Below are 15,743 nucleotides of genomic sequence, written 5' to 3'. Positions count from 1 at the left end.
GTGACCATCACGCCGACCGAGCCGCGACAACGGCAGAAGACCACCCGCCGCACACGGCAACGCCACTCCCGCCGGCGTAACTGGGCCGGCGGCCTGGCCGGATGGGTCTGGCTCGTCATCGTCGCCGTACCCCTGTACTGGACCCTCATCACCAGCCTCAAGGCCCAGAGCCGCTACTACGCGAGCAATCCGCTGGTACCTTCGGCCGACCCGACACTCGACAACTACCGGCTGGTCATCGAGTCCGACTTCCTTCGCTACTTCGTCAACAGCCTGGTCGTCACCGCCGGCGCCGTGGTGCCGGCGGTCGTGTTCTCCTTCATGGCCGCTTACGCGATCGTTCGCGGCTGGCACATGCGGGGTCTTCGCGCGATCAACGGGCTGTTCCTCATGGGCCTGGCCATCCCGCTTCAGGCGACGGTGATCCCGGTCTACCTGATCATCATCAAACTACATCTGTACGACAGTCTGCTGGCGCTGATCCTTCCGTCGATCGCCTTCGCCGTACCACTGTCCGTGCTGGTGCTCGGGAACTTCATCCGCGACGTGCCCAAAGAGCTGTTCGACTCGATGCGGGTCGACGGCGCCACCGAATGGACGACGCTGTGGCGGCTCGCGGCACCGCTCACCCGACCGGCCATCCTCACCGTGACCATCTTCAACGCGCTGACCATCTGGAACGGATTCCTGCTGCCTCTGATCCTCACCCAGAGCCCTGACCGTCGGACCCTGCCGCTCGCGCTGTGGACCTTCCAGGGCCAGTACGGGGTCAACGTCCCTGCCGTTCTCGCCGCCGTCGTCCTCACCACACTGCCCCTCCTGGTGCTGTACGCGTTCGGCCGTCGCCAGCTGCTGAGCGGCCTGACCGCCGGATTCAGCCGGTGAGCGACACGGGGGCCGGCCGCCGGGCCGGTGACGGACCCCCGGTCCCAGACGTTCCGTGAGCTCCTGATCCCCGCACGTCCGACTGCCCGCCGATCGCGCCCCCGCCGAGGGCCTGGCGGGCATGGGAGGAAAATGAACATCAACGTGGCCGCAGAGAGCACCCCCGACATCGCCCCGTGGAGCGACCCCACCCTTTCCGTCACCGCGAGAGTCGACGCCCTGATCGACGCGATGACCCTGCAGGAGAAGACCGCCCAACTGTACGGAGTGTGGGTGGGCGCCTCCGATGAGGGCGGTGAGGTGGCCCCTCATCAGCACGACATGGAGGAGGCCGTCGATCTCGACGCACTCCTGCCCTCCGGACTTGGCCAGCTGACCCGTCCGTTCGGCACGGTCCCGGTCGACCCCGCCCTGGGCGCACTCTCCCTGGCCCGCACACAGACCCGTATCGCCGCCACGAACCGGTTCGGCATCCCCGCCCTCGCGCATGACGAGTGTCTCGCCGGCTTCGCCGCCTGGGGGGCGACGGCCTACCCCGTTCCGCTGTCCTGGGGCGCCACCTTCGATCCGGAAACGGTGCGGCGCATGGCCACCGCCATCGGCCGCGACATGCGTTCCGTCGGCGTCCACCAGGGACTCGCGCCCGTCCTGGACGTTGTGCGCGATGCCCGCTGGGGCCGGGTCGAGGAGACCATCGGCGAAGACCCGTACCTTGTCGGCACCATCGGGACGGCATACGTGCAGGGTCTCGAGTCGGCCGGGATCGCCGCCACCCTCAAACACTTCGTCGGCTACTCGGCCTCCCGAGCCGGCCGTAACCTCGCTCCCGCTTCCGTGGGCCCGCGTGAGCGCGCCGACGTGCTGCTGCCTCCCTTCGAGATGGCTGTCCGTGAAGGCCGGGCCCGGTCGGTGATGAACGCGTACACCGACACAGACGGCATGCCCTCCGCGGCCGACGAGGATCTGCTCACCGGGCTGCTGCGCGACACGTGGGGCTTCGACGGCACCGTCGTCGCCGACTACTTCGCCATCGCCTTCCTGAAGACCCTGCACGGCGTCGCAGCCGACTGGGCGGACGCCGCCGGCACGGCGCTGCACGCGGGCATCGACGTCGAACTGCCCAATGTCAAGACATACGGTGCGCCCCTGACCGAGGCCGTCGCGGACGGCCGCATTCCGGAGGCGTTGGTCGATCGCGCCCTGCGCCGGATTCTCACCCAGAAGGCGACACTCGGTCTGCTCGACCCGGACTGGAACCCTTTGCCGGCCGCGCTCCACGGAGCAGACCTGAACGATCCGGCCGCCGTGCGCGGCCGTATCGACCTGGACGGTCCGGAGAACCGCGCGCTGGCCCGCACGGTCGCCGAGAAAGCGGTGGTGCTGCTGAGCAACGACGGCACCCTGCCGCTCGCGAGGCCGCGCCGCATCGCCCTGCTCGGCCCCAACGCCGACGAGCCCGTCGCCGTACTGGGCTGTTACTCCTTCCCCCAGCACATCGGCGTCCGCCACCCCGGGACACCACTCGGGATCGAACTGCCCACGCTGCGCGACACTCTCGCCACCGAGTTCCCCGACGCAGAGATCACGTTCGCCCGCGGCACCGGAATCGACGACGGAGATCTCTCCGGCATCCGCGAGGCCTCCCGTGTGGCACGCGAGGCCGACATCGCCCTGGTGGTGCTCGGCGACCGCGCCGGGCTCTTCGGACGGGGCACCAGCGGCGAGGGATGTGACGTCGAGACGCTGGTGCTGCCCGGCGCGCAGCAGCAACTGCTCGACACCCTGCTCGATCTGGAGACACCCGTGGTCACCGTGCTGCTCGCCGGCCGGCCGTACGCCCTCGGCCGTGCCGTGGAGGAGTCCGCCGCGATCGTGCAGTCCTTCTTCCCGGGTGAGGAGGGCACTCACGCGATCGCCGGAGTGCTCAGCGGCCGTACCGAGCCCTCCGGACGCCTTCCGGTCAGCGTGCCGCGCGGGCCGGGCTCCCAGCCGGCCACGTACCTCGGGGCGCGGCTCGCTCACGCCAGCGAGGTGTCCAGCAGCGACCCGACCCCCGCGTTCGCCTTCGGACACGGCCTGTCCTATACGCGGTTCGACTGGACAGATCTGACCGTGGACGTCGAGGAGGCCCCGACGGACGGCGAGTTCACCCTCACCTTCACCGTCCGCAACACAGGTGGCCGGTCCGGAACCGAGATCGTCCAGGTCTATCTGCACGACCCGGTCGCCTCCGTCGTCCAGCCGGTGCAGCGCCTCGTCGGCTACGCCCGGGTCGAACTGAAACGGGGCGAGGCCCGGCGCCTCCGTGTCACGGTCCCGGCCGACGTCGCGTCCTTCACCGGACGCGGCAATCGGCGCGTCGTCGAACCGGGCGAGCTGGAAGTGCGACTGGCCGCCTCCAGCGCGGATCCACGCCTGACGGCCAGGGTCACGTTGACCGGAGCCGAGCGCCACGTGGATCACACCCGACGCCTGCACGCCACGGTCGGGCAGGAGGCGGTTGATCAGGCCTGAACCGGGCGGGCGCAGCGCACGTCGCAGCAGCGGTGGCGCTGCGCACACGGGTACATGACCAATACCGCTCGTTGCCGATGCCCGAGTCCACCGACCCGGTGACGTCAGCTCACAGCACGCCCCGCCGTGAGAGGCTGCGCATCAGCGCTCGTACGCCGAACGTCCAGGGCGCGGCCAGCTCGCTGGGAACGACGGTGTTGACCAGAGTGCCGAGTCGCGGGCTGGAGATCCGCACGACATCGCCGTACTCGTGGGTGAAGCCCGCGCCGGGTGCCTGTCGGTCCTCGGTGGGGGCGAACAGCGTTCCGGTGAACAGGACGGAGCCGTCCGGGTACTGATGGTGCGGCCCGTGGGTGGCGGCCACCAGGTCCAGTACGTCGCGGCTGATCTCACGCATGGAACTGCTGCCGTGCAGTACGTAGCCGTCCGGGCCGTCGATCCGCAGGCCGATGTCGAGTCCGCGCACGGTGTCGAGGTCGAAGCCCTCGTCGAGCAGGCGGATGAACGGGCCGATCGCGCACGAGGCGTTGTTGTCCTTCGCCCGGGACAGCAGAAGGGCGCTGCGCCCCTCGATGTCGCGGAGGTTGACGTCGTTGCCGAGCGTCGCGCCGCGTACCCGGCCGCGCGAGTCCACGACGAGGACGACCTCGGGCTCGGGGTTGTTCCACACCGAGGCACCGAGCACTCCGATGTCGGCGCCGGTGCCGACCGCGGACAGTACCGGGGCCTTGGTGAACACTTCCGGGTCGGGCCCGATCCCGACCTCCAGGTACTGCGACCACAGCCCTTCGGCGACGAGCAGTTCCTTGGCCCTGTCGGCTTCCGGCGATCCGGGACGGATGCCGTCGATCGTGCCGCCCACCACCTGCCCGATGCGGGCCCGCACCCGTGCCGCCCGCGCCGGATCGCCGCCCGTGCGCTCTTCGATGACGCGTTCCAGCAGACTACGGGCGAAGGTGACGCCGGCGGCCTTGATCACCTGCAGGTCGATGGGGGCGAGCAGATGCGGGACGTCACGGCGGTCGGTCGGTGCCTCGACCAGTTCGTCCAGGCGCCAGACGTGTCCGCCGTCGGCCTCGCGGACGACTGCCGCCGCGTCGTGGCGTTCCATGAGGTCGGAGACGGTGGGCGCGATGGCCGTCAGGTCGACGACGTGCTCTCCGCGGACAGCGGCCACACACGGCCCGCCCCACTCCGGGCTGTGGACGCGCGCGACGAGGGCGGCTCGGTCGGCGTCCTCCGGCAGGACGGAGCCGGTTGTGAGCATCGGACGGGGGCGCGTTGTTTCCGGTTCCACGGTCAGTGCTCTCCAGGTTCCGAGGGGTGAGGTCGCCCGGGGCGGGCTCAGTGCGAGTCGCGGGGGACCTCGTGACCACGGCTTCCTCGCAGGAAACCGAAGTCGGCTCCTCGGTCCGCTTGTTCCACGTTCTGGGTGTAGAGCCAGGCGTAGCCGCTGGAATACCGCTCAGCGGGTGCCCTCCACGTCTGCCGACGTCGCGTGAGCTCGGCGTCGTCCACGTCCAGATCCAGGGTGCGGTTCGGTACGTCGAGGACGACGGGGTCCCCGTCGCGCACCAGGGCGAGAGGGCCACCGACGGCGGCCTCGGGCGCTACGTGCAGGATCACCGTCCCGTACCCGGTGCCACTCATCCGACCGTCGCAGACGCGCACCATGTCCTTGATGCCGGCCTTCAGCAGCTTGGCCGGCAGCGGGACGTTGGAGACCTCGGGCATACCGGGATAGCCCTTGGGGCCGGCGTTGCGGATGACGATGACGGTGTTCTCGTCGACGTCGAGTTCAGGGTCGTCGGCCACCGCGTGATAGGCCTCGGGGGAGTCGAAGACGCGCGCGGGACCTCGGTGGGTGAGCAGGTGCGGTGACGCGGCGGACTGCTTGATCACAGCGCCGTCGGGGCACAGGTTGCCGCGCAGGACGGCGATCCCGGTGCCCGCAGGCTGGAAGGGGGCGTCGAGACCGGTGATGACGTCGGAGACGATGCGTTCGGCGTTCTCGGTGTTCTCGGCGATGGTGTGTCCGGTGACCGTGATCTCTCCGCCGTGCAGCAGCTCGCCACCGATCAGCTCGGCCATGACGGCCGGCAGGCCACCCGCGTAGCAGAAGTCCTCCATGAGGTATTTGCCACTGGGCATCAGGTTGACCAGGGTAGGAACCGGGCGTACCAGGTCGTCGAAGTCCTGCAGGCTCAACTCGACGCCGACCCGTCCGGCGATGGCGGTGAGATGGATGATGGCATTCGTGGAACCGCCGATGGCCGCGTTGACCCGGATGGCGTTCTCGAACGCCGCCCGGGTCAGGATCTGCGAGGGGCGCAGATCCTCCCCCACCATCCGTACGATGCGCTGTCCGGCCGCCTGCGCCGTTTCCATCCGCCGGGAGTCGACCGCGGGCCAAGCCGCCGAGCCCGGCAGCTGCATGCCGAGCGCCTCGGCCACGCAGGCCATGGTCGAGGCGGTACCCATCGTCATGCAGTGCCCGTTGGAACGGGCCATGCACCCCTCCGCGAAGAAGCACTCCTCCTCGGTCATCCGGCCGGTCTTCAGGTCCTCCTCGAACTTCCACACGTGGGTGCCGGACCCCACGTCCTGGCCCCGGTACTTGCCGTTGAGCATCGGCCCGCCAGTGACCATGACGGCGGGCAGGTCGACGCTGGCAGCGCCCATGAGCATGGCGGGGGTCGTCTTGTCGCAGCCGGACAGGAGCACGACACCGTCGAGCGGATTGGCCCGGATCAGCTCCTCGACCTCCATGGCCATGAGGTTGCGGTACAGCATGGCGGTGGGGCGCATAAGGGTCTCGCCGGTGGCCATGGTGGGGAACTGAAGCGGTAGGCCGCCCGCCTGCCACACGCCGCGTTTGACGGCTTCGGCGACGTGTGTCAGATGGGCGTTGCACGGGGCGAGTTCGGATGCGCTGGTCGCGATGCCGATGACGGGACGCCCGTCGAACACCTCGTGCCCGAGCCCCTGGTTGCGCATCCAGGAGCGGTACAGCATCCCGCTGCGCCCCTGTGCGCCGAACCAGGCCTGGCTGCGACTCGTCTTGCGGCCGTCGGTCATGTAGGCACTCCCGTGGCTTCGGTATCGTCCGCTGCGCGATGGGCGTTTTCGGGGTGAGGGCCCACAGGCCTTACCCTGGTAAGGCAATCATTAAATGATTCGATGAATGGTGTCCAGGGGGCGAGCAGAGATCGTGGTGCACTTCCTGACCATGCATCAGCGGGTGGTCGACGAACTCGGGCGGCGCATCGTGGGTGGCGCGTGGTCGCCGGAGGATCCGCTGCCGGTCGAGGACGCGCTCGCGGCCGAGACCGGCGTCAGCCGAGGGGTGTTGCGGGAAGCGGTCAAGTCACTGGTGGCCAAGGGGATGCTGCGCGTGCGCCCCCGCACCGGCACGCGCGTACTGCCCCCGGAGCACTGGAACCACCTGGACCGTGACGTGCTGCGCTGGAAACAGGCCGGGGACGCCACGGCTCTGCTGCGCGACACGGGTGAACTGCGCCGGATCGTCGAGCCCGAGGCCGCCAGGCTTGCTGCCGGCCGGGCCGATCCCGACGAAGTGCGGGTCCTGTACGACTGCCTGGCGGCCATGGAGGCCGCTGCGGCCGAATCCGACCGCGGCGGCTACGTAGAGGCCGACATCAGCTTCCACCGGGCCCTGCTCGATGCCAGCGGCAACCTTCTTCTCGGCTCGCTGGGCCGCGCCATCGACATCGCGCTGGAACACAGCTTCCTCGTCAGCACCCAGACCCCGGGCGCGGTGGAAGCCTCACTGCCGGGCCACCGCGCCATCGTGCGTGCCGTCGAGGCCCGCGACCCCTCGGCCGCGGCCGCCGCCGTACTGGCCGTCATCGAAGCCGCCGAAGAAGAGATCGCCCAGTCCCCCGGGAAGCCGAGCGACGCGACACGGAAGCCGTCGCACCCCCGGCTCGGCCCGGATGATGCCCCCTCGGTCCCCGAAGCCGTGGGCGATCGAGCGGACCCACGGCCGGCTGATGCTCCTCCGACGCCTCGATCATGACCGGTGCACATGGGGTTCTGTCGGCGCAGGCGACACGCCCCGCATACCCCAACCGGTCACACCGCGATCCCGCCGGTGGACCCGGGGTCAGCCCTGCGTGCGGAGCGATTCGAAGAAATCATCGATCTCCAAAATTTCCGCATCGCTGAGAGCGGGAACGCTCCACTGCATCCGCGCACCGTGCTCCATGAATCCAGAAGGGAGTCCCGTCCTGTAGTTCTCCACATACTCGGCGGTGTCGCGACGCCAGTAGTAGGTTCCGTCACTGTAAATGGCGGATCCACCCATCACGCCGAACTTTTTGCCCACGACGTCCTCCGTATATCCCATGAGGGCGATGATCACGGGGGCTCTCCTCAGGTATTCCGCCACGCGAGTGCAGTCGTGTACGGGCATCTGTCCGGAGAGTTCCTTGATCTCCTCCGCATGGGCGCTGAAGCGGGACTGGCCGGAGATGCTGCTGAAAAGTCCGAACGCTGCGTGTGCCGGTCCACCGGAGCGCCCATGCCCTCCATCGCTCGGGGACCGGCCGGCAACCCGGCGTCCGGCACGTCCTCGACCGCCTCTCCACACCCCTCGACAACTGAAGGCAGTCCTGACTTCGCTGATCATGCGACAGGGAGTGTGCGGCGTGCTCGCTGCTGAGTGAGGCTGCCGCGGATGCTCTCGGTGAGCACCTCGGTCGGCAACTACCGACGCGGGCGGGGCGGCCGGATGGCTGAGGGGACGCCAGTCGGTTCCTGCAGCGTCGGAGACGTTGCGAGGGTCCTGAGGTGTTAGCCGGCGCTCGTCGCGGCCGCGGTGCTCGCGACGGTGCTGGTGCGCAGGCGCCGGCGAGTCACGCGTCCAGCCGGGCGGCGATCCCGTCGAGGACCATGCCGAGGTGCCGTTCGAACCGCCGGTTGCCGTCGTCGTGGAGGTGCCCGGCCTCCTTGACCAGTGACGCACCTTCGCCGAGCCAGGCGTCGCGCTGGTCGATCGAGTAGCGCGACGGATCGGTCCCGGCGGCCTGGCGCCTCTCCTGCTCCTCGATGACGAAGCCGACGACGAACGCGGTGACCAGGTCGATGGCGTCGTCCGCTTCGGCGGGCTTCCAGCCGGACGCGGTCCAGCGTTCGAACAACGGCTCCTTCATGCGGACCACGTCCGGATCGGTGATCCGGGTGCCGCTGAAGATGCGGGCCCCGTCGCGGTGGAGCAGGTACTCCGAGCGCAGCACGCGGCCGAAGGCGGCGAGGTCGTCGCGCCACCCGTCGCCCGGCGGGACCGCGGCGAAGGCGCCGGCCACGCGGCGCATGACCTCGGTGGCCATCTCGTCGAGCAACTCCTGCTTGTTGCGCACGTGCCAGTAGAGGGCGGAGGCGCGGACGTCCAGCCGGGAGGCGAGCGCGCGGACGGTGAGGGCCTCCATGCCCTGGTCGTCGAGGAGTTCGAGCGCCGCCGTGACGATCCGCTCCTGGGTGATGCCCTTGGTCATGGTTGACACCTTAACGGTGTTCAGGCAGGCTGGCTACAGCATTGAACTTAGTTAAGGAGAGTCATGATGCGTGCTGCAGTCGTCACCTCCCCCGCTACGTCGCCCGTCTGCGCCGACTTCCCCGAGCCGACAGTCCCGCCCGGTTCCGAGCCCCTGCACCTCGTCGGAGCCGGCCTGCACAACATCGTGCGCGGGCTGGCCACCGGGCAGCACTACGGCCGCGGTCGGATGAGGTACCCGCTGGTGCTGGGCATCGACGCGGTCGCCCGCACCGACGACGGGCAACTGGTCTACACCGGGTACGCGCGTCCGCCCTTCGGGACGATGGCCGAGCGGCTGGTCGCACCCTTACAGGCGGAGGTTCCGGCGGGGGCGGATCCGCTCGCGATCGCCGCGGGCATGAACCCCGCCCTGTCCGGCTGGATGGTCCTGACCGCGAGGCGCAGGGAATTGGGGGCGTTGGGCACCGTGCTGGTGCTCGGCGCCACGGGGATGTCGGGCAGCCTCGCCGTGCAGGGGGCGCTGGCGCTCGGGGCGGAGCGGGTCATCGCCGCCGGGCGCGATCCGGAGGCGTTGGAGCGGCTGCGCGGCGCGGGAGCGACGACCGTGTCGCTGGCCCACGACGGGCCCGACGGCCTGGAGCAGGCTCTGGCTGATGCCGTGTCCGAGACGTCGCCCGGTCTCGTGCTGGACTACCTGTGGGGCCCCGTCGCCGAGGCGGCCTTCGCCGCGTTGGGCCGCAGCGGCGAGGACGCCGAGGCGAACACGTCCTACGTGCAGATCGGTTCGCTCGCGGGCGCGGAGGCATCGCTGCCCGCGGACCTGCTGCGCAGCCGGCGGATCCGGATCACCGGCAGCGGCGCCGGATCGGTGTCCCACGAGGAGATGCTCGCCGAGGCGCCCGAGGTCATGGCCCGGTTCGCCGACGGGTCCCTGCACCTGCCCTACACCGAGTTCCCGCTGAGCCGGGTCGGTGAGGCATGGGCGCACACCGGCCGCAGCCGCGTCGTCGTCGTGCCGGACTGAGCCGTCCACCAGTCGATCGTGATCAGAGAGGGGAGAGGCATGCAGAAGAGGGCTTTGGTAGTCGGGCTCGGGATCGCGGGGATGTCCGCGGCGATCGGGCTGCGCCAGGCGGGATGGACGCCCGTGATCGTCGAACGGGCACCCGAGCGTCGAACCTGGGGCTACTACATCTTCATGTTCCACGAGGGTTTACAGGCTGCGGCCGACCTGGGTATCGCCGACCACCTGCACACCCGCAACCCGGAATGGAGACCGGGCGGGAACTCGTGGTCGGTGGATCGCCGGGGCAGGCGCAAGCCGGCTCTGGGACTGCTGGACGCGCCCAGCGGACTGGCATCGGTGCTGCGCAGCGATATCGAGGCCGCGCTGTGGCAGGGCATCGCCGCGAACGGAACCGAGGACGCGGTCGAGGTGCGGTTCGCGACCACTCCGGTCGAGATCACCGAGGGCGCCCGCGGGGTGCAGGTCCTGCTCGAGGACGCCGGCGCCGGGAAGCAGTACCGCGAGGACTTCGATCTGGTGGTCGGCGCGGACGGGATGCGCTCGAGCGTGCGCCGGATGGTGTTCGGCCCCGACGAGGACTACATGGTCAACTGGAAGGCGATGATCTGCGCGTTCCAGCTGAAGGAGCAGGTGCCCTCCTACGAGGCCGGCGACAGCATCCTCGTCGCGCGCCCCAAGCGCGCGGTGTGGGTGTTCGGACTCGCTGACCACGCGCCCTGCGCTTGGCTGACCTACCGCACCGAGGACATCCCGGACCGGTTCACCGGGTCGGCGATCGAGCAACTGCGCACGGTCTTCTCCGGGATGGACGACGACCCCGTGGTGCGCCACGTCCTGGACTCCCTGGAGGAGGCCCCTGACCACGTGTTCGACTCGATACACCAGGTGAAGATGGACCGGTGGAGCGCGGGGCGGGTCGTGCTGGTGGGGGACGCGGCCTGGTGCATGAACACCTACTCAGCGATGGGCTCCTCGTCCTCGCTGCGCGGCGGCGCCGCACTGGGCGTGGCCCTGCAGGAGCACCCCGACGACCTCGCCGCCGCTCTGGCGGCCTATGAGACCGGCCTGCGTCCCTACATCACCCGGCAGCAGCGCTCCGCACGGGCCAAGCAGCAGAGGTTCGTCCCGTCCAGCCGGCCGGTCGAGTTGCTGAGTTCGTTCGTCCTCGAACGGATCCGCAAGGTCGTCCACCGTCGGATGACGGCGGAGTACACCGCATCGTCGGCCCTGTCCGGCACGGCGCGGTGACGGCCATGCGGAAGAGGGCGTTGGTGGTGGGGCTCGGAATCGCGGGAATGTCCGCGGCGATCGGGCTGAGCCGGGCCGGTTGGACGCCGGTGATCGTCGAACGGGCGCCGGAGCGGCGTACCGGGGGCTACTTCGTCGGACTGTTCCCGGAGGGCCGGCAGGCCGCGGTCGACCTGGGGATCGCCGACCACCTGCACACCCGCAACCCGGAACGGGAGGCGGGCGCGAACTCGTGGTCGGTCGACCGTCGGGGTAAGCGCAGGCCGGCTCTGGGGTTCCTGGACCAGCCCGGAGGGCCGGCAGCGGTGCTGCGCGGCGACATCGAGGCCGCGCTGTGGCAGAGCATCACGGGCATCGAGGTGCGATTCGCGACCACTCCGGTCGCGATCACCGAGGGTTCTGCCGAGGTGCAGGTCCTGCTTGAGAACGCCGACACCGGTGCCCTGTACCGCGAGAGCTTCGACCTGGTGGTCGGCGCGGATGGGATGCGCTCGAGCGTGCGCCGGATCGTGTTCGGTCCGCACGAGGACCACCTGACCACGTGGAACGCGATGATCTGCGCCTTCCAGCTGAAGGAGCAGGTGCCCGCGTACGAGGCGAGCGACAGCATCATCATCGCGCGCGACAAGCGGGCGGTGTGGGTGTTCGGGCTCGCCGACCACGCGCCCACCGCGCTGCTGACCTACCGGACAAGGGACATCCAGGAGCAGTTCAGCGGGTCGCGGGTCGAGCGGCTGCGCGCGGTCTTCTCCACGATGGACGACCCCGTGGTGCGCCACGTCCTGGACTCCCTGGACGAGGCCCCTGACCACCTGTTCGACTCGGTGCACCAGGTGCGGATGCCGCGGTGGAGTACGAGGCGGGTCGTGCTGGTGGGGGACGCGGCCTGGTGCATGAACCTCTACTCGGGCATGGGCGCCACGTCCTCGCTGCGCGGCGGCGCCGCACTGGGCGCGGCCCTGCAGGAGCACCCCGACGACCTCGACGCCGCCCTGGAGGACTGGGAGGCCGGGCTGCGTCCGTTCATCACCAAGCACCAGCGCACCGCGCGGCTCAAGCAGCAGATGTTCGTCCCGTCCAGCCGTCGGGCCGAGGTGCTGCGCTCGGTCCTCGTCGGTCTGGCCCGCAGGATCCGCGGCCGCCAGCCGGCGACGGAGGCGGACGGGCCGCAGGTCTTGGCGCCGTCCGGCACGTCGCGCCGACGAGGGACGATCCGTGACGCCGGATCCTGGTGCGCCGCGGGCATCGTGGTGGCCCGAGGGTTTGCGCCCCCGCTCGTGACGGATTCGGCCCTGCCGATGATGCTGGGAACGCTCGGTCTGAACCTCTTCCTGCTCGTGCACGGCAGCCTGACCCCGGCCCGCTGAAATCGGACCAGCATAACGAGGAGACATCCCTATTGGCGTCAACAGTCATGGTCTCGCACCTCATGCCTGCTCGCCCTTGTTTTCTGTCCCCCCGGTCATTCCCCCGAGAGAAGAGGGTATTTCCTGGGGCGATGCGTATCGAGAAGTGAAGACAACAAGCCAAGCGTAGGTCGCCGGGTGGCATCATTTTCACTCGGCGTGCATCGGTCGGCCGCATCGCGCCCCGACGCGCCAAATGCCGAAGCCAGCACAGGCCACCGGCGGCTCCAACACGACCTCAGCGCAACCCCAATACCATTGCGAGAAACCGCCGTTGACAATCAAAGGGTCATGCTTTTAGCGTGGAAATCACATACCGGCAGGCGAAACGCCCGTCAATTGTGTTGCGCCACGACAAGCTCTCGCCGGACGGTCGGTACCCCAAAAAATAGGAGTCAGAGGATGTACAGGAAACTGCGTCTCGCCCTTCCAGTAGCCGCGGCTGCCGTCATGGCCGTCGTCATGCCGGCCGGAACAGCACACGCCATCGACAGGGTCAACTGCGGCCCGTCCGACTATCTGCGAGCCGATGTGCACGGCCAGGACTACATCGGCTCTTTCGAATTGAGCTTCTGCTTCGCCAACAAGGGCACCTACAACTTCGCAGCGAGCGGGCCGGGCACCGCCGTGTGGGTCGACAAGATCTCCACCGGAAACAACAGGGTCAAGTACCACGACGTGAACGGGACAACCGTCACCTACCCCAAGCACTACATCATCACCTTCCCCAACAGGCCGCCCCACGTCGACTGGATCGAAATCCTGTAACGGAGTGGCGTGCCGCTGCCGGCTTCGCTCACCCCGCTGCCCGGCAGCGGTACCCCTTCAGCGTGAAGTCGTGCGGCACCGGGCCGCCTTGGCCTCGCGCCTTCGCGAGAGTGCCTTCACGGAAGGCGCGCGCCGTCGATGGGTGCTGAAGAACCCCTGATTGTCGGAAAGGGCGAGGAACGTCCTCCTGTCCATGCCCAGTCGGCATGGACAGGAGTGCTCGCATCACCGGCCGGACCGATCCACCGCGGGCAAGGAGCAGGGCTTGTCGCTGACCGGCCCGGGCGATCTGCCGGCAACGTCCGTAACAGAACGCGACGCAAGGCCGTGCTCACCGAGTATTGATCGACCCGAACTGATGACAACAACCCAGGTGTGCCGTCAAATTGAGGACGATACTGCGGCGCACTCGTCGAGAAACGAGGAGAAATTGCTGAAATCGCTGGTGCGCAAGAACCTGGTCATTGGGCTAGTGATCACGGTCGTCATCACGACGCTGTCGGTGGTTGTGGCGGACGACGGCAGCAAGATGGAGGAATTCAAAATGTCGCTGATGGTGGGCTTTTTGGTGACGGGAGTGGTGACAGGGGGGACCTGGTTACTGCAGCGGAAACGTTCGGCACCGTGACAGGCGTTGGAGCACGGGCCCTGCAGTTACCGGCGTTACAACGGCATCACCTTGTCAGTGAGCACTCTCAGCGTTGCCTCTCTGTACGGGTGACGATGAGCGTGGTTACCCACTCGACCAGGGCGTGAGGCAGGTCGAGTACGGCAGGATACGCAGCCAACGAGGCCGGCGATGCTGGAAGCGTGGGGGGCCACTCCGTATCCGACGGCTGATGTCCGCAAGAACGGGGTGGAAGAGGCGAGGGTGCGCGAAGCGCTGTCCGGCCGCGGAGCCTACGTGGTGAGGTCCTGGCCCGACGGGCCGGAGCGACGTGGGTCGACTTCGACGCCGACCAGCGGTCCTACCTCGGGGACGCCGACCGGGGTACGACGCATGCGGACGGCCGGGTGTGGAACTCCTTGGGCAAGGTCCGCAACTGTTTCGCGGTGGGAAGCTCCCAGGAATCGCTCCACACGTTTTTTCTGACCCGGCATGACGGGGTTCCGGGGCCAGTGGCCTGACATCGAGAGGAGCGCCGGTGCTCTGCCCGTGCCCGACACGTGCAGCGCCGGGCATTCCGTCCTCAGCCTCTGAAGCCGACAGTCTCCCGGCTCGACCCAAGAGTCCCTGAGAAGGTCCCCAGACCGCGCCGAACCCCCTCCTGGCTTGCATAAGTGCTGGTCAGGAGGGGGCTCGTGCTGTCTTTGCCTAGAGATTTCAAGTGTCGCGGAAGAGGCCAGTCAGCTCGGTGACCTGCAACGATGAGAGGGAATCGGCAGCTGAACTGCGCGAATTCCCTTTCAGTCGGCCGGACGGCGCTTCGAGGGCGCCGCCCGGGACCGGTGTCATGTGTGGCGCTCCTGAGCTCAGCCGAAGGTCACGTCGCTGCACCACATGTAGGCCTGGTCGAGATGTGAAGCCTGCCAGATCACGAACACGATGTGGTGTCCGGTGTAGCCGGAGGTCTGGACGGGGAACGTGATGTCGTTCGCCGGCGCGTAGCCGCCGGTCTGCGTGATGAAGTCCAGGTTGCCCCAGCCCAGGGTCTGGGTCTTGGGGTCGAAGCCCTGCTTGCTCACGTAGACCTTGAAGTAGTCGGCACCGTGGGACGCCTGGTCGTGCAGGTGCACCGAGAAGTTGTTGCCGACCGTCGTGGTCTTCCACGCCCCGGGCTTGTCCAGGCTGGCGTTCCGGGACAGGTTGTTGCTGCAGAGCGCCCCGTCGGGGGTCTTCGCCTGGAACTGGCCGCCGAGGCCGTCACGCAGAGCGCTCATCCAATTCCACATGGTGTCGGTATTGGTCTGCCAGGCCTGCCAGCACATGGGGTCCTGCGTTTGCATGGCTGGGTCCATGTGGTTGCTGCCCCACGTCTTCCAGCACTGGTAGGCACGGGTGGCGGGGCCGACGATCGTGCCGTGAGCCTGCGCGGGGGTCGACCAGGCCAGCGCGCCGGCGAGGACGGCGAACAGCATGACGAATGCTTGGAGGGGGCGGCGGAGGTACGACCTCGAACGCCCGGCTAACGGAATCCTGCGGTGCATGTGGGGGGAACTCCTTCCAGTGGCAAGGCTGTGATGGGAGCGCTCCCAACGGTACGACGTTCGCGTGAAGTGTCAATAAAACCAACCAAGTTGATCACAAATCGGGTGGGCAGGGAGTGTGTGCCGTGAGCCGGATGGCGGTCCTCACCGTCATGTCGGGAGGGAGACCGGCTTGCCATGACACCGCGTCGGTTTGCGCTCTTGCAGATCCGGACCAACCGAGGAGACT

The 15,743-nt window shown here is 68.6% G+C and carries 13 protein-coding genes and 1 pseudogene; 8 read left to right on the top strand and 6 right to left on the bottom strand.

Features of this window, described 5'->3' with window-relative positions:
- Both ABT001_RS23410 and ABT001_RS23405 read left to right on the top strand, forming a co-directional pair.
- On the top strand, window positions 1-885 hold the full coding sequence (locus ABT001_RS23410) for a carbohydrate ABC transporter permease (RefSeq protein WP_351280724.1): 885 nt from the start codon (window positions 1-3) through the stop codon (window positions 883-885).
- Window positions 886-1,017: 132 nt separating this feature from the next.
- Window positions 1,018-3,399, top strand: a complete 2,382-nt coding sequence (locus tag ABT001_RS23405; protein ID WP_351280722.1) for a beta-xylosidase/alpha-l-arabinosidase — start codon at window positions 1,018-1,020, stop codon at window positions 3,397-3,399.
- A gap of 109 nt (window positions 3,400-3,508) precedes the next feature.
- On the opposite strand, the gene ABT001_RS23400 is transcribed toward ABT001_RS23405, so the two are convergent.
- Complete coding sequence (locus tag ABT001_RS23400) at window positions 3,509-4,666, bottom strand: fumarylacetoacetate hydrolase family protein (RefSeq protein ID WP_351280719.1); 1,158 nt, start codon at window positions 4,664-4,666, stop codon at window positions 3,509-3,511.
- 77 nt (window positions 4,667-4,743) lie between these two features.
- On the bottom strand, window positions 4,744-6,477 hold the full coding sequence (locus tag ABT001_RS23395; RefSeq protein ID WP_351280717.1) for an IlvD/Edd family dehydratase: 1,734 nt from the start codon (window positions 6,475-6,477) through the stop codon (window positions 4,744-4,746).
- A 106-nt stretch (window positions 6,478-6,583) separates the two neighbouring features.
- Here ABT001_RS23395 and ABT001_RS23390 point away from each other — a divergent pair, with 106 nt between their 5' ends.
- Window positions 6,584-7,438, top strand: coding sequence for a FadR/GntR family transcriptional regulator (locus ABT001_RS23390; RefSeq protein ID WP_351280715.1), 855 nt, complete (start codon window positions 6,584-6,586; stop codon window positions 7,436-7,438).
- Window positions 7,439-7,525: 87 nt separating this feature from the next.
- Here the strand turns inward: ABT001_RS23390 and ABT001_RS23385 are convergent, their stop codons facing one another.
- Both ABT001_RS23385 and ABT001_RS23380 read right to left on the bottom strand, forming a co-directional pair.
- Entirely contained in the window at window positions 7,526-7,783 is a 258-nt protein-coding gene (locus ABT001_RS23385; protein ID WP_351280713.1) for a hypothetical protein, read from the bottom strand.
- A 493-nt stretch (window positions 7,784-8,276) separates the two neighbouring features.
- On the bottom strand, window positions 8,277-8,915 hold the full coding sequence (locus tag ABT001_RS23380; RefSeq protein ID WP_351280711.1) for a TetR/AcrR family transcriptional regulator C-terminal domain-containing protein: 639 nt from the start codon (window positions 8,913-8,915) through the stop codon (window positions 8,277-8,279).
- 63 nt (window positions 8,916-8,978) lie between these two features.
- On the opposite strand from ABT001_RS23380, the gene ABT001_RS23375 reads away from it, so the two are divergent.
- From ABT001_RS23375 to ABT001_RS23355, 5 genes are all read left to right on the top strand, one after another.
- Window positions 8,979-9,941 carry a zinc-binding dehydrogenase gene (locus ABT001_RS23375; protein WP_351280708.1) on the top strand — a complete coding sequence of 321 codons (963 nt, stop codon included), beginning with the start codon at window positions 8,979-8,981 and terminating at the stop codon, window positions 9,939-9,941.
- Between the two features lie 39 nt (window positions 9,942-9,980).
- Complete coding sequence (locus tag ABT001_RS23370) at window positions 9,981-11,192, top strand: FAD-dependent monooxygenase (protein ID WP_351280706.1); 1,212 nt, start codon at window positions 9,981-9,983, stop codon at window positions 11,190-11,192.
- 5 nt (window positions 11,193-11,197) lie between these two features.
- On the top strand, window positions 11,198-12,559 hold the full coding sequence (locus tag ABT001_RS23365) for an FAD-dependent monooxygenase (protein ID WP_351280704.1): 1,362 nt from the start codon (window positions 11,198-11,200) through the stop codon (window positions 12,557-12,559).
- 441 nt (window positions 12,560-13,000) lie between these two features.
- Complete coding sequence (locus ABT001_RS23360; protein WP_351280702.1) at window positions 13,001-13,366, top strand: beta/gamma crystallin domain-containing protein; 366 nt, start codon at window positions 13,001-13,003, stop codon at window positions 13,364-13,366.
- Between the two features lie 265 nt (window positions 13,367-13,631).
- Complete coding sequence (locus tag ABT001_RS23355) at window positions 13,632-13,994, top strand: hypothetical protein (RefSeq protein WP_351280699.1); 363 nt, start codon at window positions 13,632-13,634, stop codon at window positions 13,992-13,994.
- Window positions 13,995-14,064: 70 nt separating this feature from the next.
- Here the strand turns inward: ABT001_RS23355 and ABT001_RS23350 are convergent.
- Window positions 14,065-14,154, bottom strand: a pseudogene (locus ABT001_RS23350) (IS5/IS1182 family transposase); the annotation flags it as partial.
- Window positions 14,155-14,839: 685 nt separating this feature from the next.
- A complete protein-coding gene (locus tag ABT001_RS23345; RefSeq protein ID WP_502967512.1) occupies window positions 14,840-15,514 on the bottom strand; it encodes a lytic polysaccharide monooxygenase auxiliary activity family 9 protein in 675 nt (224 codons plus the stop codon).
- Between the last annotated feature and the right edge of the window lie 229 nt (window positions 15,515-15,743).

The sequence above is a fragment of the Streptomyces sp. NPDC002793 genome, assembly GCF_040295485.1.
Classification (GTDB): domain Bacteria; phylum Actinomycetota; class Actinomycetes; order Streptomycetales; family Streptomycetaceae; genus Streptomyces.
Note: the sequence above shows the minus strand (reverse complement) of the source record. Positions and strands in the feature narration are given on the sequence as shown.